Source organism: Streptomyces sp. NPDC048290 (genome assembly GCF_040652095.1).
Lineage (GTDB): Bacteria > Actinomycetota > Actinomycetes > Streptomycetales > Streptomycetaceae > Streptomyces.
The window spans coordinates 241,789-265,457 of sequence record NZ_JBEZLM010000001.1; the positions used below are offsets into that span (position 1 = coordinate 241,789).

At 72.7% G+C, this 23,669-nt stretch carries 18 protein-coding genes; 11 read left to right on the forward strand and 7 right to left on the reverse strand.

Going from position 1 to position 23,669, the window contains the following annotated elements; translation table 11 throughout:
• Nucleotides 1–13 precede the first annotated feature (13 nt).
• A complete protein-coding gene (locus AB0D49_RS00885; RefSeq protein ID WP_362748539.1) occupies nucleotides 14–811 on the forward strand; it encodes a TIGR04222 domain-containing membrane protein in 798 nt (265 codons plus the stop codon).
• A 291-nt stretch (nucleotides 812–1,102) separates the two neighbouring features.
• On the forward strand, nucleotides 1,103–2,686 hold the full coding sequence (locus AB0D49_RS00890; protein WP_362748542.1) for an alpha/beta hydrolase: 1,584 nt from the start codon (nucleotides 1,103–1,105) through the stop codon (nucleotides 2,684–2,686).
• A 3-nt stretch (nucleotides 2,687–2,689) separates the two neighbouring features.
• On the opposite strand, the gene hemQ is transcribed toward AB0D49_RS00890, so the two are convergent.
• Both hemQ and hemG read right to left on the reverse strand, forming a co-directional pair.
• A complete protein-coding gene (gene hemQ / locus AB0D49_RS00895; RefSeq protein ID WP_362748545.1) occupies nucleotides 2,690–3,415 on the reverse strand; it encodes a hydrogen peroxide-dependent heme synthase in 726 nt (241 codons plus the stop codon).
• Between the two features lie 4 nt (nucleotides 3,416–3,419).
• Entirely contained in the window at nucleotides 3,420–4,874 is a 1,455-nt protein-coding gene (gene hemG / locus AB0D49_RS00900) for a protoporphyrinogen oxidase (RefSeq protein WP_362748548.1), read from the reverse strand.
• Nucleotides 4,875–5,030: 156 nt separating this feature from the next.
• On the opposite strand from hemG, the gene AB0D49_RS00905 reads away from it, so the two are divergent.
• The 3 genes from AB0D49_RS00905 (at nucleotide 5,031) to AB0D49_RS00915 (ending at nucleotide 8,546) form a co-directional block, all read left to right on the forward strand.
• On the forward strand, nucleotides 5,031–6,044 hold the full coding sequence (locus AB0D49_RS00905) for a DUF4349 domain-containing protein (protein ID WP_362748551.1): 1,014 nt from the start codon (nucleotides 5,031–5,033) through the stop codon (nucleotides 6,042–6,044).
• Nucleotides 6,045–6,090: 46 nt separating this feature from the next.
• Nucleotides 6,091–7,488: an FAD-dependent oxidoreductase gene (locus tag AB0D49_RS00910; protein ID WP_362748554.1), complete on the forward strand. Its 1,398-nt coding sequence runs from the start codon at nucleotides 6,091–6,093 to the stop codon at nucleotides 7,486–7,488.
• A 230-nt stretch (nucleotides 7,489–7,718) separates the two neighbouring features.
• Nucleotides 7,719–8,546 (forward strand): rhomboid family intramembrane serine protease, encoded by an 828-nt coding sequence (locus AB0D49_RS00915; protein ID WP_362748557.1) that lies wholly within the window; start codon nucleotides 7,719–7,721, stop codon nucleotides 8,544–8,546.
• A gap of 18 nt (nucleotides 8,547–8,564) precedes the next feature.
• On the opposite strand, the gene hemE is transcribed toward AB0D49_RS00915, so the two are convergent.
• Nucleotides 8,565–9,632: a uroporphyrinogen decarboxylase gene (gene hemE / locus AB0D49_RS00920; RefSeq protein ID WP_362748560.1), complete on the reverse strand. Its 1,068-nt coding sequence runs from the start codon at nucleotides 9,630–9,632 to the stop codon at nucleotides 8,565–8,567.
• 128 nt (nucleotides 9,633–9,760) lie between these two features.
• Between hemE and AB0D49_RS00925 the strand changes: the two genes are divergently transcribed.
• The 5 genes from AB0D49_RS00925 to AB0D49_RS00945 all read left to right on the forward strand — a co-directional run bounded on the left by AB0D49_RS00925 (nucleotide 9,761) and on the right by AB0D49_RS00945 (nucleotide 16,490).
• On the forward strand, nucleotides 9,761–10,438 hold the full coding sequence (locus tag AB0D49_RS00925; RefSeq protein WP_362748562.1) for a DUF3000 domain-containing protein: 678 nt from the start codon (nucleotides 9,761–9,763) through the stop codon (nucleotides 10,436–10,438).
• Nucleotides 10,439–10,803: 365 nt separating this feature from the next.
• Nucleotides 10,804–11,466 (forward strand): response regulator transcription factor, encoded by a 663-nt coding sequence (locus AB0D49_RS00930; RefSeq protein ID WP_003972894.1) that lies wholly within the window; start codon nucleotides 10,804–10,806, stop codon nucleotides 11,464–11,466.
• A gap of 191 nt (nucleotides 11,467–11,657) precedes the next feature.
• A complete protein-coding gene (locus AB0D49_RS00935; RefSeq protein ID WP_362748565.1) occupies nucleotides 11,658–12,947 on the forward strand; it encodes a ribonuclease D in 1,290 nt (429 codons plus the stop codon).
• Nucleotides 12,948–13,146: 199 nt separating this feature from the next.
• Complete coding sequence (locus AB0D49_RS00940; RefSeq protein WP_362748568.1) at nucleotides 13,147–14,364, forward strand: acetyl-CoA C-acyltransferase; 1,218 nt, start codon at nucleotides 13,147–13,149, stop codon at nucleotides 14,362–14,364.
• A complete protein-coding gene (locus AB0D49_RS00945) occupies nucleotides 14,361–16,490 on the forward strand; it encodes a 3-hydroxyacyl-CoA dehydrogenase NAD-binding domain-containing protein (protein WP_362748571.1) in 2,130 nt (709 codons plus the stop codon). The genes AB0D49_RS00940 and AB0D49_RS00945 overlap by 4 nt, the downstream gene beginning before the upstream one ends.
• A 410-nt stretch (nucleotides 16,491–16,900) precedes the next feature.
• On the opposite strand, the gene AB0D49_RS00950 is transcribed toward AB0D49_RS00945, so the two are convergent.
• The gene (locus AB0D49_RS00950; protein WP_362749296.1) at nucleotides 16,901–17,929 is read right to left on the reverse strand and encodes a hypothetical protein; all 1,029 of its coding nucleotides are present in this window, start codon (nucleotides 17,927–17,929) and stop codon (nucleotides 16,901–16,903) included.
• Nucleotides 17,930–17,995: 66 nt separating this feature from the next.
• Between AB0D49_RS00950 and AB0D49_RS00955 the strand changes: the two genes are divergently transcribed.
• A complete protein-coding gene (locus AB0D49_RS00955; RefSeq protein WP_362748573.1) occupies nucleotides 17,996–18,361 on the forward strand; it encodes an NTP pyrophosphohydrolase in 366 nt (121 codons plus the stop codon).
• Nucleotides 18,362–18,386: 25 nt separating this feature from the next.
• Here AB0D49_RS00955 and AB0D49_RS00960 read toward each other — a convergent pair whose 3' ends face one another.
• The 3 genes from AB0D49_RS00960 to dxs form a co-directional block, all read right to left on the reverse strand.
• A complete protein-coding gene (locus AB0D49_RS00960; protein ID WP_362748576.1) occupies nucleotides 18,387–19,832 on the reverse strand; it encodes a glycosyltransferase family 39 protein in 1,446 nt (481 codons plus the stop codon).
• A gap of 72 nt (nucleotides 19,833–19,904) precedes the next feature.
• On the reverse strand, nucleotides 19,905–21,416 hold the full coding sequence (locus AB0D49_RS00965; protein WP_362748579.1) for an amino acid permease: 1,512 nt from the start codon (nucleotides 21,414–21,416) through the stop codon (nucleotides 19,905–19,907).
• A gap of 169 nt (nucleotides 21,417–21,585) precedes the next feature.
• Complete coding sequence (gene dxs / locus AB0D49_RS00970; protein ID WP_362748582.1) at nucleotides 21,586–23,505, reverse strand: 1-deoxy-D-xylulose-5-phosphate synthase; 1,920 nt, start codon at nucleotides 23,503–23,505, stop codon at nucleotides 21,586–21,588.
• Nucleotides 23,506–23,669 lie beyond the last annotated feature (164 nt).

Consider the following 23,669-nt stretch of genomic DNA (forward strand, 5'->3'; position numbering starts at 1 on the left):
ATACAAACGCGGCATGTTCTGGGTGGTTCTCCTGCTCCTGGCCTGGGCCGTCGCCGGTGTGGCGTGCACCCGGCTGTGCCTGGCCGCCGTCCGCGCGGCGGCGCCCGACCCGGGCGCCGGGCGCGGGCGCGACCTGACGCTGTACGAGGCGGCGTTCCTGTCCGGCGGTCCCGGGCGGGTCGCCGAACTGACCCTGGTGTCGATGGCCCGCCAGCGGCGGCTGCTGCTGGCCCGCACCGGTTGGGCGACCGTCGTCGATCCGCGCGGGCGGGACGAGATGGAGCGCACGGTGATCGGCGCGATCGGGCCCGAGGGACAGTCCCCGATAGCGCCGGTGCGCAGCGCCACGGCCGCCGCCGACCCGGTGCGCGGGCTGGCCGACGCCTTGGTGCGGGCGGGGCTCGCGATGCCGGACGGCACCGGGTCGCCGGTCGCGGCGGGGGTACGGCAGGTGCGGGGCGCGGCGGTGCTGGTGGCGGCGCTGGGCGCCGTCGCGCTGCTGATGCCGACACCGACGGAGCTGCCCCGCCATCTGGTGGCGCTGTGGTTCGCGCTGCCGCTGGCCCTCACCCTGAGCTGTCTGGTCCTCGCCCGGATCGAGGTCCATCCGTACTCGCGCTGGGCCTCGCCCGCCGGGCAGCGGCTGATCGGCGGGCTGGCCCGGCACGGCGGACGCGGTGGCGCCGGGGACGACCGCGCGTTCCTGACGTCGGTGGCCGTGCTCGGGGTGCACGCGGTGGGCGAACCGGACCTGAGGGCGGCCTTCGCCCACCGGGACCGCGCCCCATGGGACGCCGACCCCGACGCGTGACGCCTGACGCCTGACGCCTGACGCCTGACGGGAGCGTCCCCCCGGGCCGCGGCTCCATGGGACGCCGACCCCGACACCTGACGGGCCCCATCACGCCCCTGACCGGCCTCCCACCCCACCGGTGACGGCCGACAAGCGAGAGCCGAGCCCCCCGCAACACCACGGAGTGCGAACGCATCGGAGTGCCCGCCGCGCCACGCCCCCTCCGGTGCTTGCCTTCCCCCACCCCCGCACGAAACATCCCTTATGTCGCCATCGTGCGTCCGCGCACGCTCCGAAGGGATACCTCGTATGCGAGCCGCCGCTCTCCTCTCGGCCGCCGGGTCCTTGCTGCTCTCCGCGCTGACCGCGGTCCCGGCGGGCGCCGCTCCCGGGCTTCCCGGCGCGGTCGAGGCGCACGGCACCCGGATCGCCGCCGAGCGCGCCCGCGCGGCCGGTGTCGCCTTCGGACCCTGCGCCGACGCCGAGGACCTGCCCGGCGCCATGGAGTGCGGCACGGTCACGGTCCCGCTGGACTACGCCCACCCCACCGGCGCCCGGCTGAAGCTGGCCGTCAGCCGGGTCAAGGCCACCCACACCGACCCCGGCAACAGCAAGCGCAAGGTGCCGCGGCAGGGCGCGCTGGTCTACAACCCCGGCGGACCCGGCGGTTCCGGCCGTTACTTCCCGCTGATCGGGCTGCTCCCGGAGTGGAAGCGCATCGGCGCCGCCTACGACCTGGTCGGCTACGACCCGCGCGGTGTGGGCGGTTCGGCGCCGCTGTCCTGCCAGGACCCGGCGCGGTTCTTCAAGGGGCCGAGCCAGTCACCGGCCCGCCCGTCGGCGGCGTACAAGAGGGAGCGGGTCGCCGAGGCCACGGCGTACGCGCGGGGCTGTGCCGAGCGGTCCGGGAGCGCCCTGCGGCACTACCACTCGCTCAACAACGCCCGCGACCTCGATGTGATCCGCGCCGCGCTGGGCGAGCAGAAGCTGACCTTCATGGGGTCGTCGTACGGCACCTACTTCGGGGCGGTGTACGCCACGCTGTTCCCCTCGCATGTGCGGCGGATGGTGTTCGACTCGGCCGTCGACCCCGACCCGGCGAGTGTCTGGTACCGCAACAACCTCGCCCAGTCCGCCGCGTTCGAGGGCCGCTGGGCCGACTTCAAGGCGTGGGCCGCCCGGCACGACACGGTGTACGGCCTCGGGGCCACGGCGGACGCGGTGCAGGCGGGCTACGAGCGGGCGCGGACCCGGCTGGCGGCCGAACCGGCGGGCGGGAAGGTGGGGCCCGGACAGCTCCAGGGGATGTTCCTGGAGGCCGGGTACTACGACGACCACTGGCCGTACCGGGCCGAGGCGCTGTCGGCGTATCTGAAGGGCGATCCGCAGCCGCTGGTCGACATCGCGGCGCCGGTCGAGGAGGCGGCGGCGGAGGCGGAGAACGCCAAGGCGGTCTACACGGCCGTGGAGTGCAACGACGCTCCCTGGCCGACGGACTTCGCGGTGTGGGACCGGGACAACACCCGGCTGGCGCGGGTGGCGCCGTTCGAGACCTGGGACAACGTGTGGCTGAACCTGCCGTGCGCGTACTGGGCGGGGCCCCGGCAGACACCGGTGGATGTGCGGACCGGGCCCGGTGAGCTGCCGCCGACGCTGATCGTGGCCGCCGAGCGGGACGCCGCCGCGCCCTACGAGGGGGCGCTGGAGTTGCAGCGGCGGCTGTCGGGGGCGGTGCTGGTGACCGAGCGGGACGCGGGCTCGCACGGGCTGGTCGGCGGGCCCAACGCCTGCGTCAACGGACATGTCGACGCGTATCTGCTGGAGGGGCGGCTCCCGGTGCGGCGCGCTGCGTGCGCGCCGCACCCCGAGCCCCGCCCCGGCGGCGCGAAGTAGCGCTCAGGCGAGCCCGGCCACCAGGTCCGCGACCGACTTGCGGCGGCCCGTGTAGAACGGGACCTCCTCGCGGACGTGACGGCGGGCCTCGGAGGCGCGCAGATGGCGCATGAGGTCGACGATCCGGTGCAGTTCGTCGGCCTCGAAGGCGAGCATCCACTCGTAGTCGCCGAGCGAGAACGAGGCCACCGTGTTGGCCCGGACGTCGGGGTAGCCGCGGGCCATCTTGCCGTGGTCGGCGAGCATCCGGCGGCGGTCCTCGTCGGGCAGCAAGTACCAGTCGTAGGAGCGCACGAACGGGTACACGCTGACGTAGTCGCGCGGGTTCTCGTCGGCCAGGAACGCCGGGATGTGCGAGCGGTTGAACTCGGCGGGCCGGTGCAGCGCCATGTTCGACCACACCGGGGTCAGCGCCCTGCCGAGCCGGGTACGGCGGAACAGGTTGTACGCCTCCTGGAGCTGGTCGGCGGTCTCGGCGTGCCACCAGATCATCAGGTCGGCGTCGGCCCGCAGTCCGGAGACGTCGTAGGTGCCGCGCACGGTGATGTCCTTGGCGGCGAGCTGGTCGAACAGCTCCTGCACCTCTTCGGCGTACCCCGCGCGGTCCTCGGGCAGGGCGTCCTTCAGCTGGAAGACGGACCACAGCGTGTAGCGGATGACCTCGTTGAGGTCCTTCGCCAGCTTGCCCTTGTTCGGAATCCGGTCGGTGGTGGGGGCGTCGTCACTCATGCGGCTATTCTCCCGCTCCGCCGTGCAGGCTCTGCACCGGGGCCTCGGTGAGCCGCCGCACGGCCCGGTCGTCGCCGTCCAGCGCGTCCACGGCCGCGTACGCGCTGGCGACGCAGGCCGGGACGCCGACCCCGTCGTAGACCGCGCCGCACACGGCGAGCCCGGGGAGCGCGGCGATCCCCTCGCGGATACGGGCCACCCGGGCGTGATGGCCGACGGGGTACTGGGGCAGCCCGTCCTGCCAGCGGGTCACGGCCGTGTCCACCGGGTCGGCGGTGAGGCCGGTGGCGGCCCGCAGATCGTGCCGGGCGACGGCCACCAGGTCGGCGTCGGGCCGGGCGAGGATCTCCGCCTCGCCGTACCGTCCGACCGAGGCGCGCAGCACGACGGTGTCCGGGTCCTCGGCGGCGATCCAGCCCCATTTCTGGGAGGCGAACGTCGACGCCTTGATGGTGTGGCCGTCGACCGGCGGGACGAGGAAGCCGCTGCCCTCGGGCAGCCGGACGTCCGCGCGGCGGTAGGCCAGGGTGATCAGCGCCATCGAGGCGTACGCGACGGCCGTGAGGTCGGCGGCGGCGGCCGGGGCCTCGGCGCGCAGCAGCCCGGCGGCGGCGGGCGCGGGCAGGGCCACCACCACGGCGTCCGCGCGCGGCGCCCGGTCCCCGGCGACGACCCGCCAGCCGTCCGGCTCCCGCCGCAGCCCGGTCACGGCGGTGCCGGTGACGATCTCGCCGCCCCGGGCACGCACCGACGCGGCCACCGCGAGCGGCAGCGTGCCGACACCGCCCTCGATGCCCATGAACACCGGCCCGGTGGTGGCGGCGCCCGCCGCTCTCGCCTGGATCGCGCGGACCGCCTCGGTCAGCGAGGTGTGGGTCTGCGCCGCCTCGAACAGCTGGGGGACGGCGGAGCGCATCGAGAGACGGTAGGCGTCCCCGGCGTAGACCCCGCCGAGGAGCGGCTCCACCAGCCGGTCGACGACCTCGCGCCCGACCCGGGCGGCCACGAACTCCCCGACCGCCACGTCCTCCCCGACCTCCGTGCGCGGGAGTTCGGCGTCCCGCGCGATCCGCCGCAGGCCCTCCTCGGACAGCACCCCGGCGACCGCCTCGGCCGTTCCCGGCACGCCCATCACATGTCCCTTGGGCATCGGGCGGAGCGTGCCGCGGGTCCACAGTGACGCGGACGCGGTGGCGGGCGGCTGGAGCCGGTCGGCGAGCCCCACCTCACGGGCCAGTCCGACCGCCTCGGGGCGCCGGGCGAGCAGCGACTCGGCGCCCAGGTCGACCCGGACCCCGGCGATCCGCCCGGCGAGCAGCTTGCCGCCGACCCGGTCCGCCGCCTCCAGGACGGTGACTCTCGCGCCTCGGTCCAGCAGCCGGTGCGCGGCGGCGAGCCCGGCGATGCCGGCCCCGATGACGACGACGTGCCTGCTGCCGGGGGCTGCTGCTGTGCTCATGGCCCCAGCCTCTCAGACCCGGCCGCCGCCCCGCGGGAAGGGGGCGTGCCCGGCCCGAGTCCCGACCGTGACCGCATCGGGACCGGCCGGGTCAAACGTATGGGCCCGTCCCGGCGTCGAAGAAGCGTCCGATCGTCACGACCCTGGGGGGCGCACATGCGCACACTTCACACCCGGCCCACCAACGCCGCCGTACGGCGCTCCGCGCGGCGCCCGGTCCGGCTGCTGGCGGGCGTCCTGCTCGCCGCCTCGCTCGGGATCGCCGGGTGCGGCGCCAACGACATGGGGGCGAGTTCGGCCAAGGACGCCGCCGCGGGCGCGCGAGCGGACGCCGACGACAAGGCGGCGGCCGAGGGGGCGCCCGGGGCGGTCGAGGCCGACGCGGGCGGGCAGAAAGCCGACCCCAGTGACGGGGAGGAGTCGGGGGACGATCTCCCGGCGAGCCATGTCATCCGGACCGCCTCCCTCACCGTGCAGGTCAAGGACGTGCCCAAGGCGCTGCGGGAGGCCCGCTCGGCGATCGAGGGCGCGGGCGGCCATGTCGGCGAGGAGCACACCAGCCGGGACGAGGACGACGCCGAGTACACCGAGGTCACCCTGCGCGTGCCCGCGGACCGCTACGACGCCGTCCTGGGCGACCTGGAGGGCGTCGGCTCGGGCAAGCTCCTCGACCGCTCCACCAAGGCGGAGGACGTCACCGAGCAGGTGGTGGACGTCGAGAGCCGTATCCAGACGCAGCGGGCCAGCGTGAACCGTATCCGTGACCTGATGGACCAGGCCGAGCGGCTCAGCGACGTCGTCACCCTGGAGGGCGAGCTGAGCCGGCGTCAGGCCGATCTGGAGTCCCTGCTCGCCCGTCAGTCCTCCCTCAAGGACCGCACCACCCTGGCGACCATCTCCCTCATCCTCACCGAGACCCCGGTCGACCAGGACGGCAAGGACGACGACCCCGGCTTCCTGGACGCGCTGTCCGGCGGCTGGGACGCGTTCGTGGCGATGCTGCGCTGGCTGCTCGTCGCGCTCGGCGCGGCCCTGCCGTTCGCGGCGGCCCTGGCCGTGCTCCTCCTGGCCTGGTTCCGCCTCGTACGGCCCCGGCTGCCGCGTCGTGCCGCAGCGGCACCCGCGCCCGTGACGGCACCGGAGGGCGGACCCGCGCGGGAGGCGGACTGACGTACCGGGCGGGAGCCGCCGCGCGGGGGCCCGTAGCGTGGGGCCCATGAGCAGCAGCGGGGCGCGGAACGCGCGAGAACGACTGGTCGTGATCGGCGGTGACGCCGCGGGCATGTCCGCGGCGTCCCAGGCCCGGCGGTACAAGGACCCCGGCGCACTGGAGATCGTGGCCTTCGAACGCGGCCACTTCAGCTCCTACTCGGCGTGCGGCATCCCCTACTGGGTCGGCGGCGACGTACCGGAGCGCAACGAACTGATCGCCCGGTCGCCCGAGGAGCACCGCGCGCGGGACATCGATCTGCGGATGCGCACCGAGGTGACGGAGATCGACGTCCCCGGCGGACGGGTCCGCGCACGGGACCTCACGACCGGGGCCGAGTCCTGGACGTCGTACGACCAGTTGGTCATCGCCACCGGGGCGCGTCCCGTGCGGCCCGACCTGCCCGGCATGGACGCGCCCGGAGTGCACGGGGTGCAGACGCTGGACGACGGTCAGGCGCTGCTGGACACCCTCGCGGCGACCCGAGGGCGGCGGGCGGTGGTCGTCGGCGCCGGGTACATCGGCGTGGAGATGGCGGAGGCCCTGATCAACCGGGGCTACCAGGTGACCGTCGTCAACCGGGGCGCCGAGCCGATGGCGACGCTGGACCCGGACATGGGGCGGCTGGTGCACACCGCCATGGAGGGTCTCGGCATCACCATGGTCAACGACGCCGAGGTGACCCGGATCGTCACCGGGCCCGACGGGCGGGCGTGCGGGGTGGCGACCGCCGACGCCGAGTACCCGGCGGACGTGGTGGTGCTCGGGATCGGGGTCCGGCCGGAGACGGCGCTCGCCCGTGCGGCGGGGCTGCCGCTCGGGGCGCACGGGGGGCTGCTCACCGATCTCGGGATGCGGGTGCGCGGGCAGGAGAACATCTGGGCGGGCGGGGACTGCGTGGAGGTGCTCGACCTGGTCTCCGGGCAGGAGCGGCACATCGCGCTCGGCACGCACGCCAACAAGCACGGGCAGGTGATCGGGGCCAACGTGGGCGGCGGGTACGCCACATTCCCGGGGGTGGTGGGGACCGCGGTCAGCAAGGTGTGCGATCTGGAGATCGCGCGGACCGGGCTGCGGGAGAAGGACGCGCGGCGGGTGGGGCTGCGGTTCGAGTCGGTGGTGATCGAGTCGACGAGCCGGGCGGGGTACTACCCGGGGGCTTCGCCGATGACCGTGAAGATGCTGGCGGAGTGGCGGACCGGGCGGTTGCTGGGCGTGCAGATCGTGGGGCGGGAAGGGGCGGCGAAGCGGGTGGATGTGGCGGCGGTGGCGTTGACGTGCGGGCTGAGTGTGGAGCGGATGGTGATGCTGGATCTGGGGTACGCGCCGCCGTTCTCTCCTGTGTGGGATCCGGTGCTTGTCGCTGCGCGTAAGGCGGTGGCGAAGGTGCGGGGGGTTGTTTGAGGGGGCGGCTACTGAGGGGGGTGGTGGGAGTCGTTGCCGGGTGCGGGTCGTCTGTGGCTGGGCGCGCAGTTCCCCGCGCCCCTCGTAGGCCCGGGTTCGTTGTCCGGTGCGGGTGGGCTGTGGCTGGGCGCGCAGTTCCCCGCGCCCCTAAAAACCTTGGTCCCGCCGTTCCCTGAAGCGGCTCCGCGCGCCTGGAATGGCCTGGGGGTGTTCTCGGGCACTGTCTTGTCGTGGTGATCCCTGTTCATGACGTCAATCCGGTGCGGCGTACGCCCTGGGTGACGTACGCGCTGATCGTGGCGAATGTCGTCGTGTTTCTGGTCATGCCGGGGATAGCGGGGTCGGTGACCGGTGGGGAGGAGAGTCTGGCCGATCTGTGTCGGCTGGAGGCGTTTCTCGACCACTACGCGGCGGTGCCGCAGGAGCTGATCCATCATCGGCTGCCGCGGCTCGTGCCGACCGGGGCGACGGGCGTGGGACCGCAGGGGCCCGGGTGTGTCATCGGGCCGCCCGGGTACGTCAAGTCGCCGGTGCTGAGTGTGCTCACGGCGATGTTCCTGCATGGCGGCTGGCTGCATCTGCTGGGCAACATGCTGTTCCTGCTGATCTTCGGCAACAACGTCGAGGACCGTATGGGCCACCTCGGCTACGCGCTCTTCTACGGCGTCTGCGGCTACGCGGCCACCTATGGCTTCGCCCTGCTCAACGCGGGCTCGGCGGCCCCGCTGATCGGCGCGTCCGGGGCGATCGCGGGGGTGCTCGGGGCGTATCTGGTGCTGTTTCCGAAGGCCCGGGTGTGGGTGCTGGTGCCGTTCCTGATCTTTCTGCCGCTGCGGCTGCCCGCGTGGATCGTGCTGGGCTTCTGGTTCGTGCTCCAGGCCGTGTACTCGGCGGGCCAGGGCGTCTCGGCGGTGGGCACGGTGGCCTACGCGGCGCACATCGTGGGGTTCCTGGTGGGGCTGCTGATCGCCGTGCCGCTGCGGCCGGGGACGCCTCCGCCGCCGGAGCCGCGCGGGCTGCTCTTCGGCAGACGGGCGCGGCCCCAGCGACCGTGGTGAGGTGCTGCGGGGCGCCGGTCAGCGGGCGCTGTGCGCGTGGACGTACTCCACGAGGCGGGTGAGGGCGTCCGGGTCGGTGGACGGCATCACACCGTGCCCGAGGTTGAAGACATGGCCCTCGAGCCCGGCCGCCGACGCCAGCACCTCGCCCGCCTTGGTCTCGACGGCCTCCCGGGAGGCGAACAGCACGGTGGGGTCCAGGTTGCCCTGGAGCGCCTTGCCGGGGCCGACCCGGCGGGCCGCCTCGTCCAGCGGGACCCGCCAGTCGACGCCGACGACATCCGCTCCGGCCTCGCCCATCAGCCCGAGCAGCTCGCCGGTGCCGACGCCGAAGTGGATACGCGGGACGCCGTAGCCCTCGACCGCGCGGAACACCTTCGCGGAGGCGGGCAGCACCGAGCGGCGGTAGTCGGCGGGGGCGAGGGCCCCGGCCCAGGAGTCGAAGAGCTGTACGGCGCTGGCGCCCGCCTCGATCTGCACCTTCAGGAACATGGCGGTGATCTCCGCGAGCCGGTCCAGCAGCTCCGCCCACAGCTGCGGGTCGCCGTACATCATCGCCTTGGCGTTCTCGTACGTGCGGGACGGGCCGCCCTCGACCAGATAGCTCGCCAGGGTGAAGGGGGCGCCCGCGAAGCCGATGAGCGGGGTCGCGCCGAGTTCGGCGGTGAGCAGACCGATGGCCTCGGTGACGTAGGAGACGTCGTCGGGGGTCAGGTCGCGCAGCTGGGCGAGGTCGGCGCGGGTGCGGATCGGACGTTCGACGACCGGGCCGACGCCGGGCTTGATGTCGAGGTCGATGCCGATCGCCTTGAGCGGGACGACGATGTCGCTGAAGTAGATCGCCGCGTCGACGCCATGGCGGCGGACCGGCTGGAGGGTGATCTCGGTGACCAGTTCGGGCCGCATACAGGAGTCCAGCATGGCGATGCCCTCGCGGACCTTGCGGTACTCCGGCAGGGAGCGCCCGGCCTGACGCATGAACCACACCGGTGTGTGCGGGACCGGTTCACGCCTGCACGCCTTCAGGAAGGCGGAGTCGTAGGTGGCTGTCGGGGGCTGGCCCGTGGGGCGTCCGTTGGCACTCACGGGGTCAGTGTCCCATGGGGGTGGGGGCCGGGATCGCGGGGTGGGCGGGTGCGGGCCCGTCCGGCGGGGCGTCGCGGCCGGGGTGTCTTGCCCTGCGCGCGGGCTCCGTTCCGCTTAATCTTCCCCGCATGGCTGCGGCTCAGGGACGACTGTCGGACGGCGCTGGCGGAATGGACGATCCGAAGGACAAGGGGGAGGGCTCACTGCATCCGGACGGTACGGCCCCGCCGGCCTTCACGGCCGCGGTCGACGCGCTGCGCTCGGCGCGGCTGCGTCCGCAGGTGGAGATCGAGCCGGTACCGGCGCCGAAGCGGCTGGCGCCGTACGCGTACGCGCTGGAGGCGACGGTCGTGGACGGTGAGCAGGATCTCGCCGACGGACGGCTGGTGCTGCTGCACGACCCCGCCGGGCACGACGCCTGGCGGGGCACGTTCCGGCTGGTGACCCTCGTACGGGCGGAGCTGGAGCCGGAGATGGCGGTGGACCCGCTGCTGCCGGACGTCTGCTGGTCCTGGCTGACCGGTGCGCTCCAGGCCCGCGGGCTGACGTACGGCGAGCCCAGCGGCACGGTGACGCGCGCCGGTTCGCACTACTTCGGCGGGCTCTCCGCGCGCCCCGCCGTCTCCCAGATCGAGATCCGGGCGTCCTGGACGCCGCGCGAGGGGCTGGGCGGGGTGCCGGACACGGGCGCGCATCTGGCCGCCTGGAGCGATCTGCTGGCCCAGGTCGCCGGGCTGCCCCCGGCCGGTCCCGGGGACGCGTCCGTCGTGACGCTGCCGCAGCGGCGCGGGCCGCAACCGCGGTGATCAGGGGCTGAGCGGAGCGGGAGGGCCGAGGGGCACGTGCGGTGGACGTGCCCCTCACGCATGTCCGGGGCACGCGCCCAGGCCGTCGCGGCTGCCGCTCACCCGCGTCGCCCGAACGCCGGGTTTCTATGCCATCACTTTGTCGATTCGGCCACTTTCCGCCACTCAATCGGCCCCGAGCGATCCGATTCGATCTTCGGACGATCGACCGCGTGTCCGAATTGCACGGATTGTTACTCACTGGATCGTGATCATTCTCTAAAGGACCCCGGGTTTGCTGCCGAAGACCTCTGTGACCTTGAAAGCACGGTTCGTACCGGCTTCATCCCCACGAGCCGGCCCCGTCCCGCACCCCAGGAGGCCTGGTGTCCGTTCTTCTTGAGCAGCCCGCAAGCCTGGTCGCCTACCGCCCGAACAAGCCCACCGCGATGGTGGTCGTAGCCGATCCCCGCGTCCGTTCCACCGTCACCCGCCATCTGTGGGCGCTCGGCGTGCGCGATGTCATCGAGGCTTCCTCCGTCGCCGAGGCTCGTCCCCGCATCGGCAACCCCCGTGACATCTGTGTCGCGGACGTCCACCTGCCCGACGGTTCCGGCCTCACGCTGCTGTCGGAGACCCGCGCCGCCGGCTGGCCCAACGGCCTCGCCCTGTCCGCCGCCGACGACATCGGCGCCGTGCGCAACGCCCTCGCGGGCGGTGTGAAGGGCTATGTCGTCACCGGCACCCGCACCAACGTCGGGCTCCCCACCCGTCCCGGTGCCGCCCCCATCGGTGCCGCCGCCGCCCGGCTGCACCGCCGCCCCCCGGGCGCCCCGAGCCACCCGGGCGGCTACCGCGAGCTGTCCGGCCGTGAGGTCGAGGTGCTGCGGCTGGTCGCGGAGGGCCAGTCGAACAAGGCGATCGGCGTCTCCATGGGCCTGTCGGCCCTGACCGTCAAGAGCCACCTCGCCCGGATCGCCCGTAAGCTCGGCACCGGGGACCGCGCGGGCATGGTGGCCGTGGCCCTGCGCACGGGGATCATCCACTGATCCCCGCCCCCGACCCCGATCCCTACCCCGTTCCCTGCCTTGTGTCCCCGCCCCTGTCCCCCGCCGTCCCCGCCGTCCTTCCTCCGCGTGAACCCCGCCTTTCACCGACATGACTGGTTTACGACCCCCGCGCGCCCGTCGACGGAACGTTCCGTCGGCGGGCGCCGTCCGTACACGGATACCCTTGACAGGTGACCGACGCCCAAGACACCGCAGCAGCCAGTTCACTGCGAACCACCGGGGGCGCCCCTCCGGACGACGGCGGTTCCACTGCTCCTGGGGCGCCGACACCGCTGCTCGAACCGCGTGACGGCATTCCGCCGGTGATCGCGGACGCCGATTCCCTCGCCGCCGCCGTCGCCGCGTTCGCGGCCGGATCGGGACCGGTCGCCGTGGACGCCGAGCGGGCCTCCGGCTACCGCTACGGCCAGCGGGCGTATCTGGTCCAGCTACGCCGCCAGGGCGCGGGCACCGCTCTGATCGACCCGGTCGCCTGTCCGGATCTGTCGGGCCTCGGCGAGGCGCTCTCCGGCGTCGAGTGGGTGCTCCACGCGGCCACCCAGGACCTGCCCTGTCTGCGCGAGATAGGCATGCTGCCCAGCACGCTCTTCGACACCGAGCTGGCCGGGCGGCTCGCCGGGTTCCCCCGGGTGGGGCTCGGCGCGATGGTCGAGAGCGTCCTCGGCTTCGTCCTGGAGAAGGGGCACAGCGCGGTCGACTGGTCGACCCGTCCGCTCCCCGAGCCCTGGCTGCGCTACGCGGCGCTCGACGTGGAGCTGCTGGTCGACCTCCGGGACGCGCTGGAGAAGGAACTCGACCGCCAGGGCAAGCTGGACTGGGCGCGCCAGGAGTTCGCGGCCATCGCCGCCGCCCCGCCCGCCGAGCCCCGCAAGGACCCCTGGCGGCGCACGTCGGGGATGCACAAGGTGCGGCGCAGGCGGCAGCTCGCCGTGGTGCGGGAGTTGTGGCTGGCCCGGGACCGGATCGCCCAGCGCCGGGACGTCTCGCCGGGCAAGGTGCTGTCGGACGCCGCGATCGTCGAGGCGGCCCTCGCGGTGCCGATCAATGCCCAGGCGCTGGGCGCGCTGAACGGGTTCGGGGCGCGGATCGGACGGCGTCAGCTGGAGCAGTGGCAGGCGGCCGTGGACCGGGCGCGGGTGCTCCCGGAGTCCCGCCTCCCGCAGCCGGGGCAGACGGTGACCGGACCCCCGCCGCCGCGGGCCTGGGCGGACAAGGACCCGGAGGCGGCGGCGCGGCTGTCGGCGGCCCGTGCGGGGGTCACGGCGTTGGCCGAGCGGTTGGGGTTGCCGCAGGAGAACTTGATCACGCCGGATACGGTGCGGAGGGTGTGCTGGGAGCCGCCCGCTGCCGCGGATGTGGCCGGGGTGAGTGCGGCGTTGGTGGGGCTGGGGGCTCGGGCGTGGCAGGTGGAGTTGGTGGCGCCTGTGCTGGTGGGTGCGTTTTCCGCCAAAGCGTCGTAGGGGGCGGGGGGTGCGTGGGCGGGTGCGGGTGCGTTGTGGCTGGTCGCGCAGTTCCTCCCCCAGAGGGGGTACCCCCAGCGCCCCAAAAGAGGCGCGACCGTCGCCCCTCGTCGGAAGTCGACGTTGGCAGCTACGTTACTCGGCAGTAGTGTGGGGGTGAGCAAGCGCTCAGCGCCCCGCACCCTGGAGGAGAGCCATCGTGCCTCGTACCGTCAGGGACGTCGTCTTCGTCGACGGCGTCCGTACCCCGTTCGGCAAGGCGGGCCCGAAGGGCATCTACCACGAGACCCGCGCCGACGATCTGGTCGTGAAGTCCATCCGGGAGCTGCTGCGCCGCAACCCCGGTCTGGACCCCGCGAAGATCGACGAGGTCGCCATCGCCGCGACCACGCAGATCGGTGACCAGGGGCTGACCCTGGGGCGGACGGCCGGCATCCTCGCCGGGCTGCCGCAGTCCGTGCCGGGCTACTCGATCGACCGGATGTGCGCGGGCGCGCTGACCGCCGTCACCACCACCGCCGGGTCGATCGCCTTCGGCGCGTACGACGCCGTGATCGCCGGTGGTGTGGAGCACATGGGGCGCCACCCGATGGGTGAGGGCGTCGACCCCAACCCGCGGTTCGTGAGCGAGAAGCTGGTGGACGAGTCGGCCCTGTTCATGGGCATGACCGCGGAGAACCTGCACGACCGCTACCCGGGCATCACCAAGCAGCGCGCCGACGAGTACGCGGTGCGCTCGCAGGAGAAGGCCGCCAAGGCGTACGCCAACGGGAAGATCCAGCAGGACCTGGTGCCGATCTCGGTGCGCAACACCAACGCCGAGGTCGGGGAGACCGGCTGGGGTCTGGTCACCGCCGACGAGCCGATGCGGCCCGGCACCACCCTGGAGAACCTGGCCGGGCTGAAGACCCCGTTCCGGGTGCACGGCCGGGTCACCGCGGGCAACGCGGCCGGGCTGAACGACGGCGCCACCGCCTCCATCATCGCCGCCGAGGACTTCGCCCGGGAGCACGGACTGCCGGTCCGGATGCGCCTGGTGTCGTACGCCTTCGCGGGTGTCGAGCCCGAGGTGATGGGGTACGGGCCGATCCCGGCGACCGAGAAGGCGCTCGCGCAGGCCGGGCTGTCCATCTCCGACATCGGGCTGTTCGAGATCAACGAGGCGTTCGCGGTCCAGGTGCTGGCCTTCCTGGAGCACTACGGCATCGCCGACGACGACGCCCGGGTCAACCAGTACGGCGGCGCGATCGCCTACGGCCACCCGCTGGCCTCCTCCGGAGTGCGGCTGATGACCCAGCTGGCCCGGCAGTTCGAGGAGCAGCCCGAGGTCCGCTACGGCCTCACCACCATGTGCGTCGGCTTCGGCATGGGCGCGACCGTCGTCTGGGAGAACCCGCACTTCGAGGGGGACAAGTGAGCACCACCGCAGAACTGTTGAAGGGCGCGGCCGAGCTGTTCCCCGACGAGGTCGTCACCCAGGCGCAGGTACGCCATCTGGAACTGCCGTCCGGCGCCGGGCGGTTCGCCCTGATCACGCTGGACAACGGCTTCGACCACACCAAGCCGACCACCTTCGGCCCGGCCTCGCTGGCGAACCTCGCCACCGCGATCGACCAGGTGGAGAAGGAGGCCGCGGCCGGGGAGATCACCGGGGTCGGCATCACCGGCAAGCCGTTCATCTTCGCCGTCGGCGCCGACCTCAAGGGCGTCGAACTGGTCAAGGAGCACAGCGACGCCTTCGCCATCGCCAAGGGCGGCCACGACGTCTTCAAGCGGCTCACCGCGCTGGCCGTACCGACCTTCACGTACTACAACGGCGCCGCCATGGGCGGTGGGGTCGAGGTCGGGCTGCACTGCACCTACCGGACCGTCTCCAAGGCGCTGCCCGCGTTCTCGCTGCCCGAGGTCTTCCTCGGGCTGGTCCCCGGCTGGGGCGGCTGCACGCTGCTGCCGAACCTGATCGGCGCCGAGAACGCGATCTCCGTGATCGTGGAGAACAGCCTCAACCAGAACCGGCAGCTGAAGGGGCAGCAGGTCTACGACCTCGGGATCGCCGACGCGCTGTTCGAGGGCGCCGACTTCCTGGAGCAGTCGCTGATCTGGACCGCCCAGGTACTCAAGGGCGAGCTGACCGTGGAGCGGCCCGCGATCGACCGCGGTGAGGCGTGGGACCAGGCCGTCGCCAAGGGCCGGTTCCTCGCCGACGGCAAGGTGCACGGGGCGGCGCCCGCCGCCTACCGGGCGCTGGACATCATCGCCGCCGCCAAGGACGGTGACGTCCAGAAGGGCTTCGACGCGGAGGACGCGGCGCTGGCCGACCTGATCATGGGCGGTGAGCTGCGCTCCGGGATCTACGCCTTCAATCTGGTCCAGAAGCGCGCCAAGCGGCCCGCCGGGGCGCCGGACAAGAACCTGGCGCGGCCGGTCACCAAGGTCGGGGTCGTCGGTGCCGGTCTGATGGCCTCCCAGCTCGCGCTGCTGTTCCTGCGCCGTCTTGAGGTGCCGGTCGTGCTGACCGACATCGACCAGGAGCGGATCGACAAGGGCGTCGGCTATGTCCACGCCGAGATCGACAAGCTGCTCGGCAAGGGCCGGATCAACCAGGACAAGGCCAACCGGCTCAAGGGCCTGGTCACCGGTGTCCTGGACAAGGCGGAGGGGTTCTCCGACGCGGACTTCGTCATCGAGGCCGTGTTCGAGGAGATGGGCGTCAAGCAGCAGGTGTTCGCGGAGGTCGAGGCGGTCGCCCCGGCGCACGCGATCCTCGCCACCAACACCTCGTCGCTGTCCGTCAGTGAGATGGCCTCGCAGCTCAAGCACCCCGAGCGGGTCGTCGGCTTCCACTTCTTCAACCCGGTCGCCGTGCTGCCGCTGCTGGAGCTCGTGCGCGGTGAGCGGACCGACGACGCCTCGCTGGCGACCGCGTTCGCCGTGGCGCGCAAGCTGAGGAAGACGGCCGTGCTGGTGAAGGACGCGCCCGCGTTCGTGGTGAACCGGATCCTCACCCGGTTCATGGGCGAGATCCAGAACGTCATCGACGAGGGCACGCCGGTCGAGGTCGCCGAGCGGGCGGTCGAACCGCTGGGGCTGCCGATGTCGCCGCTGGTGCTGCTGGAGCTGGTCGGACCGGCGATCGGGCTGCACGTCTCGGAGACCCTGAACCGGGCCTTCCCCGACCGCTTCACCGTCTCCCCCAGCCTCAAGGCGGTCGTGGCGGCGGGCAAGCGCGGCTTCTATGTGTACGACAGTGGGAAGCCGGAGCTTGATCCCGAGGTCGTCGCGCTGCTTCAGCAGGGGGATTCCGTGCTGACGGAGGAGCAGGTGCGGGGGCGTGTGCTGGACGCGGTGGCTCAGGAGATCGGGCTGATGCTGTCCGAGGGGGTTGTCGCGGAGGCGCAGGATGTCGATCTGTGTCTGATCACGGGGGCGGGGTGGCCGTTCCATCTCGGGGGGATCACGCCGTACCTCGACCGTGAGGGAGTCTCCGAGCGGGTGAATGGAACGCGGTTCCTGTCCCCGGGCGTCGCAAGCGTCCCGGCGTAGTTCTGTGACGCCGGTCCTCTGTACGCGAGCCGCACGGGGACCGGCGTTCTTCTACGGCCTGCTCTTCGACTGCGGGCAGCGGTCGCTCTGTCGCGCAGTTCCCCGCGCCCCTGAGATCCCCGGACCTGCCAGTACGTCGGGTGCGGGCTGTGGTCGCTTCTCGCGCAGTTCCCCGCGCCCCTGAAAAGCAGGGGCGTGGTGACGTCCTTGTCTTTAGGGGCGCGGGGAACTGCGCAAAAGCCACCCACGACCCGCACCCGACGTACCAGCGGGACCACGCACCTCAGGGGCGCGGGGAACTGCGCGAGAACCACCCACGGTCCGCACCCGAAGTGCATCTCAGGGGCGCGGGGAACTGCGTGGATCGGAACCGCCGGGCCGCGCCCGACAGCGCATCGCTCGTCGCATGGTCACGGGATCTCCTGCCACGCGGCCAGCGCCAGGCCCGGTTCCGCCTTCTGGCGGGAGACGCGGAGGACCCCCTCCGGGGTGAGCGTCGCCGCCACCACCCGGCCCTCCTCGTCCACGGTCAGCGACACCCCGCTGCCCGCAGGGAGTTGGGGGCCGGACTCCGTCCACCACAGGCCCGCCGACTCCCGCTCCGTCGGGTACGCGGCGAAGGCGATACGCCCCGAGGCGGACCGCTGCGCGAGGACCGTGCAGTCGTGGCCGTCGAGGTCGCAGCGCAGGGTCGTGACCGGACCGGGCCCCGCCGCCGGGAGGAGCGGGATCGGGTCCTCGCCGGGGCGCCAGGCGTACAGCGTGCCCGCGGGGTCGGCGAAGTACAGGGTCGTGTGGTCCTTGGACGTGGGCAGGGCGCTGAGCGTGCCCGGTTCCACGGCGGTGCGCAGCGGATCGCCGGGCAGCGGACGGGCGCCGGGCTCCTCCTGGTGCCAGCGCAGCACACCGTCCGGGTTGGTGGCGTACACGGCGACGAGGCCCGACTCGGCGGTGACGGCGACGAGTTCCTCGTGCACCTTGGACCCGCGCAGGTCGTGCCACGCGTTCCAGCCGCCGCGCGACTTCTGGTTGACGGTCTGCACGCCGAGTCCGCGGTTGCGGACGAAGAGGTAGGCGCGCCCGGCCTCGTCGACGGCCAGCGCCGGGGCTCCGGTGCGGGCGCCCGTGCGGTTGGGATGGCCGACGGGGAGCCAGTCCAGGGGGGCGAGGAGCGGGCGGAAGTGGGTGGAGTGGACCAGGCCGTGTTCCTCGGCGCGGGTGGGCCGCCAGGCGGCGAGATGGGTGTAGCCGTCGGCTCCTCTGGCCAGCGCGAAACCTCCGTGCAGGCGCTGTTCGCCGCCCACCCGGCGCGGGGCGCCCCAGGGGCCGCCGGGGACGCTCTCGGCGCGGCACAGCACCGCCTCGTCGGTGGAGAGGTAGACGCTGAGCCGGCCGTCTCGGCCGCGTATGAGCCAGTCGCCGTTCACTGTACGGACCATTGACACGACCCCACTTTAATCCGGCCGCGGGGCGAACCCCGCGCGGGTCCGTGCGACCCTGACCTCATGAGTGACGGCCTGCTGGTGATCGTGGACGCGGCGAACGTGGTCGGGTCGGTGCCCGACGGCTGGTGGCGGGACCGCCGGGGGGCGGCGGAGCGGCTGCGGGACCGGCTGGCGGCGGACGGGGTGCCGGGCCGGGAGGGGCCGGTGGAGATCGTGATGGTGGTCGAGGGCGCCGCGCGGGGCGTGGCGTCGGTGGCCGGGGTGCGGGTGGTGGACGCGCCGGGCGGCGGGGACGACCACATGGTGGAGCTGGTGGCCGCGGCGGCGGGGCGGCCGACGCTGGTGGTGACGGCCGACCGGGAGCTGCGGCGCCGGGTGACGGAACTGGGCGCGGAGGTGACCGGGCCGCGCTCGGTACGGCGGTGAGGTACGGCGGTGAGGTGCGCCGGGGTCAGGGCGCGCGGGCGTAGAGGATCGCGCCGTCGACGCGTTCGACCTCCTGGTAGCGGGCGGTGAGGACGCGGCGCAGGGTCCGGACGCGGTGCGGGGCGTAGGGCTTGCCCCGGGAGTCGTCGACGATCAGGGCGGGCGCGTGGGCGGCGAGTTCGGCGCGGAAGACGGGCAGGGTGCCGGGGACCGCGTACGCCTCGCCGACCTGGGGGCCGTCCCGGCCGCCGCTGTAGTTGGTGAGGAGCCCGGCGGTGAGGTAGCGGCTGGCGGGGGTGCGGTGGGCGAGCCAGTACGTCTCCGGGTGCATCCCCCAGACGAGGACGGTGTCGCCGGGGGTGGTGCGGCGGGCGGTGGCGTCGGCTAGCCGCTGGGCGTGGGCGAGTTCGGGGCGGGGGGCGAGCAGGCCCCAGGTGAGGAAGAGGGCGCAGGAGCAGGCGGTGAGGAGCAGGGCGCGCCTGCGGTGGTCGCGCGGGGTGTGCTGGAGGGCGGCCGTGGCCAGCAGGGCGAGCGGGGGCAGGAGTTGGAGGTAGTAGTGGCCGAAGAAGTGGAATCCGGCGCAGACGGCGGCGGCGGAGGCGGCCAGCCACAGTCCTAGGTCGCGGGGTCGGCCGGGGGTGCGGGCGAGGGGCGCGAGGAGTCCGGCGCAGGCTACGGCGAGCAGGGCGGCGTTGCCCAGCGCGCGGGCCAGGACGTGCAGTTCGGAGCCGGTGAAGGAGGCGTAGGCGCCGGAGCCGGTGACCGTCCAGAAGAGGAAGCCCGCCGGGTCGGTGAGCAGGGCGGCGGCGAGGACGGGGGGTACGGCCCCGGCGGTCAGGGCGAGCAGGGCGCGGCGGTCGGCGCGGGTGGTGCGCAGCCAGAGCCACAGCACCGGCAGGAGCACCGCTCCCCCGGTCTGTTTGACCAGGAAGGCGGCGGCGACGGCGAGCCCGGCGAGGGTCCAGCGGCGGCGGTCGGCGCACCACAGGGCGGCGGCGGTGCAGGGCAGCATGAACACCTCGAACCCGGCGGCCTGGGCGTCCTCGGGGTTCACACCGATGGAGATCAGCAGATACAGCACCCCGGCGGTGCGCCCGGCACGGTCGCCCCAGCGACGGCGGGCGAGCGAGACCAGCAGTACGGCGGTGAGGAGTTGCGCGACGACGGCGAGGACCCGGACGCCGGTGAGGGTGTCCGAGCCGGTGACCGCGAAGGCGCCCTGGTACAGCAGCGGCACCAGGGGCGGTTTGCGGTCGACGACGGTGTCGTAGAGCGTGCCGCCGTGGGCGAGTATGCGGGCCTGGACGGCGAGGTAGCCCTCGTCGGGGCTCCACAGGGGGTGCAGGAAGGACGGGAGGCGGGTGACGCAGGCCAGTGCGGCGAGCAGCGGCAGCAGCCGGGTCCAGTAGCCCGTCCGCGCGGTCGGCTCGGTGGTGGACGGGGTCGGGCGGATCTCGGAGGCGGCACGCACGCTCCGTACGCTATCCGGCCCCGTACGTCCTGCCTAAGCGGGACATACGGGGCCGGTAGGGATCGGGGAACGTTACTGACCGTCACCTGCGGGTGGGGTGGCGGGCTCCGGCTCCTCCTGGGCCAGGCGGCTGTGGCTGCGGCTGTAGAAGAAGTAGACGAGGACGCCGAGGATCATCCAGCCGGCGAACCGGACCCAGGTCTCGGCGGGCAGGTTCAGCATCAGCCAGAGCGAGGCGGCGACCGAGACGATCGGCAGCGCGGGCACCCAGGGGGTGCGGAAGGAGCGGGGCAGGTCGGGGCGGGTCCGGCGGAGCACGATCACGCCGATGGCGACCACCACGAACGCGAACAGCGTGCCGATGTTGACCAGTTCGGCGAGTTCGCTGAGCGGGGTGAACCCGGCAACGATCGCGATGATCACACCGAGCAGGATGGTCGGCCGGTAGGGGGTCTTGAAGCGGGGGTGGACATAGGAGAAGAAGCGGGGCAGCAGTCCGTCGCGGCTCATCGCGAAGAACACCCGGGTCTGGCCCAGCAGCAGGATCATGCAGACCGTGGTGAGTCCGACGGCGGCGCCGAAGCTGATCAGCCCCGCGTACCAGGGGTGCCCGGTGGCCTTGAAGGCGTCCGCGAGGGGGGCGGTGACGGACAGTTCGCTGTAGTGCTGCATCCCGGTGACCACGATCGACACGGCGACATACAGGGCCGTGCAGATGAACAGCGAGCCGAGGATGCCCCGGGGCATGTCCCGCTGCGGATTGCGGGTCTCCTCGGCGGCGGTGGCGACGACGTCGAAGCCGATGAAGGCGAAGAACACCACGGACGCGGCGGTGAAGATGCCCATCACCCCGAAGTTCGACGGCGCCCAGCCCACCATCAGCTGGATCAGCGGCGCCTGGAGGTCGGCGCCCGCCGGAACCGGCTGCGACTTCGGGATGAACGGGTCGTAGTTGCTGCCGGTGATGAAGAAGGACCCGGCGATGATCACGATCAGCACCACCGCCACCTTGATGGCGACCACGACGGAGGTGATCCGCGCGGACAGCTTCATGCCGAGGACCAGGATGAAGGTGAGGATCAGCACCAGCGCGGCGGCGAGGATGTCGAAGCCGAAGCCGGTCGCCCCGTCCCGGCTGCCCAGCGAGGCGGGCAGCACCCAGCCCGCGTTCGACAGCAGTTCGGCGACATAGCCGGACCAGCCGACCGCCACCACCGCCGTACCGAGCGCGAACTCCAGCACCAGGTCCCAGCCGATGATCCAGGCGGGCAGCTCCCCGAGCGAGGCGTAGGAGAAGGTGTACGCGGACCCGGCGACCGGGACCGTGGAGGCGAACTCGGCGTAGCACAGCGCCGCGAGCGCGCAGACCACACCGGCCACCACGAAGGCGAGGGCCACGGCGGGTCCGGCGTTGTTCTTGGCGACCGTCCCGGTGAGGACGAAGATGCCGGTGCCGATGATCACACCGACGCCGAAGACCGTCAGATCGAGCGCCGACAGGGATTTCTTGAGGGCGTGCTCGGGCTCCTCGGTGTCGCGGATGGACTGCTCGACCTTCTTCGTCCGGAAGAGGGTGCTGCTCACGGGCGTACCTCCCACGCTTGCCGTCCCCGACATGATCGAGAGGGGGTGCCCTGCGTATGCCCCGGCACGAGCGGGATCACGCGAACGGGCCGGTTCCACCACCCGTGTCGGGGAGGGAACCGGCCCGTTCGGGTGCCCCGGCGGCGAGCCGCCTGGACACCGGTGCGGCTCAGTCGCGGGTGGCCTCGACCTCGTTGGCCGCCTGCTGTCCGAACTTGCCGTCCAGCTTGGCGACCAGTCCGGTGACCTGCCGGGCGATGTCCGGCGCGGTCAGCCCGATCTCGGCCATCACCTCGGCGCGCGAGGCATGGTCAAGGAACCGCGGCGGGATGCCGAAGTCACGCAGCGGTACGTCCACGCCCGCGTCCCGCAGCGCCTGGGCGACAGCGGAGCCGACGCCGCCGACCCGGGAGTTGTCCTCGACGGTGACGACCACGCGGTGCCGTTCGGCGAGCGGGGCGAGCGCCTCGTCCACCGGCTTGACCCAGCGCGGGTCGACGACGGTGGTGGAGATGCCCTGCTGGTCCAGCAGCTTGGCGATGTCCAGGCACATCGGGGCGAGCGCGCCGACGGAGACCAGCAGCACGTCCGGTGTGTCGGTGCCGGGCTCGCGCAGCACGTCCATACCGCCGACGCGGCCCACGGCGGGTACGGCGGGGCCGACGACGCCCTTGGAGTAGCGCAGCACGGTCGGCGCGTCCTCCACGGCGACCGCTTCGCGCAGCTGCGCCCGTAGCTGCTCGGCGTCGCGCGGGGCGGCGATCCGCAGGCCCGGCACCACCTGGAGCATCGACATGTCCCACATGCCGTTGTGCGAGGCGCCGTCGTCCCCGGTGACGCCCGCGCGGTCCAGCACGAACGTCACTCCGCACTTGTGCAGGGCGACATCCATGAGCACCTGGTCGAAGGCGCGGTTGAGGAAGGTGGCGTACACCGCGAAGACCGGGTGGACGCCGCCGGTGGCGAGTCCGGCGGCGGAGACCGCGGCGTGCTGCTCGGCGATGCCGACGTCGTAGATCCGGTCGGGGAACTCCTCGGCGAACTTCTTCAGGCCGACCGGCTGGAGCATCGCGGCGGTGATGGCCACCAGGTCGGCGCGCTCCCGGCCGAGCCGGACCATCTCGTCGCCGAAGACGGACGTCCAGCTCGCGGCGGACGCCTTGATGGGCAGTCCGGTGTCGGGGTGGATGGGGCCGATGCCGTGGAAACGGTCCGCCTCGTCCTGCTCGGCGGGCTCGTAGCCGCGGCCCTTCTCGGTGAGACAGTGCACGATGACGGGGCCGCCGAACCGTTTGGCCCGGTTCAGCGCGGACTCCAGCGCCTCCATGTCATGGCCGTCGATCGGGCCGACGTACTTGAGGCCGAGATCCTCGAACATGCCCTGCGGGGCGATGAAGTCCTTCAGCCCCTTCTTGGCGCCGTGCAGTGTGTCGTACAGCGGCCGGCCGACGACCGGGGTGCGCTCCAGCAGGTCCTTGCCCCGGGCGAGGAACCGCTCGTACCCGTCGGTGGTCCTGAGGGTCGCGAGATGGTTGGCGAGGCCGCCGATGGTGGGCGCGTAGGAGCGCTCGTTGTCGTTGACGACGATCACCAGCGGGCGGTCGCCGTCGGCGATGTTGTTGAGCGCCTCCCAGGCCATACCGCCGGTCAGCGCCCCGTCGCCGATCACGGCGACGACATGGTCGTCCTTCTTCAGCAGCTGGTTGGCCTTGGCCAGCCCGTCCGCCCAGCCCAGCACGGTGGAGGCATGGCTGTTCTCGATGACGTCGTGCTCGGACTCGGCGCGGGAGGGGTAGCCGGAGAGCCCGCCCTTGCTGCGCAGCGCGCCGAAGTCCTGTCGTCCGGTGATCAGCTTGTGGACGTACGCCTGATGGCCGGTGTCCCAGAGCACCCGGTCCTTCGGCGAGTCGAACACCCGGTGCAGCGCGATGGTCAGCTCGACCACGCCGAGGTTGGGTCCGAGGTGGCCGCCGGTCTTGGACACGGCGTCGACCAGGAAGTTCCGGATCTCCCCCGCCAGCTGGTCCAGCTCCTCCGGGCTGAGCCGGTCCAGATCGCGCGGTCCCCTGATGCGGGTCAGCAGCGGCACCCGTGCCTCCTTGCAGTAGAGCTGTTCGAGCTGTTGCCGGGCTCGTCGAGTCTAATCTTCCGCCCCGAGCGCCGACGCCCGGAGAGTGCGTCATACATCACGCGATCGGCTCTACCCATAAGCAGCCTTCCGTATGACATACAGAAACCCCGGCACCATGTTCG

What these genes read in the sequence shown, in the direction of transcription:
- hemQ (WP_362748545.1), bottom strand. Translation starts at nt 3,415, where the DNA reads ATGAGTGACGACGCCCCCACCACCGACCGGATTCCGAACAAGGGCAAG.
- hemG (WP_362748548.1), bottom strand. Translation starts at nt 4,874, where the DNA reads ATGAGCACAGCAGCAGCCCCCGGCAGCAGGCACGTCGTCGTCATCGGG.
- AB0D49_RS00910 (WP_362748554.1), top strand. Translation starts at nt 6,091, where the DNA reads ATGAGCAGCAGCGGGGCGCGGAACGCGCGAGAACGACTGGTCGTGATC.
- AB0D49_RS00955 (WP_362748573.1), top strand. Translation starts at nt 17,996, where the DNA reads ATGAGTGACGGCCTGCTGGTGATCGTGGACGCGGCGAACGTGGTCGGG.
- AB0D49_RS00905 (WP_362748551.1), top strand. Translation starts at nt 5,031, where the DNA reads ATGCGCACACTTCACACCCGGCCCACCAACGCCGCCGTACGGCGCTCC.
- AB0D49_RS00925 (WP_362748562.1), top strand. Translation starts at nt 9,761, where the DNA reads ATGGCTGCGGCTCAGGGACGACTGTCGGACGGCGCTGGCGGAATGGAC.
- AB0D49_RS00890 (WP_362748542.1), top strand. Translation starts at nt 1,103, where the DNA reads ATGCGAGCCGCCGCTCTCCTCTCGGCCGCCGGGTCCTTGCTGCTCTCC.
- AB0D49_RS00950 (WP_362749296.1), bottom strand. Translation starts at nt 17,929, where the DNA reads ATGGTCCGTACAGTGAACGGCGACTGGCTCATACGCGGCCGAGACGGC.
- AB0D49_RS00885 (WP_362748539.1), top strand. Translation starts at nt 14, where the DNA reads ATGTTCTGGGTGGTTCTCCTGCTCCTGGCCTGGGCCGTCGCCGGTGTG.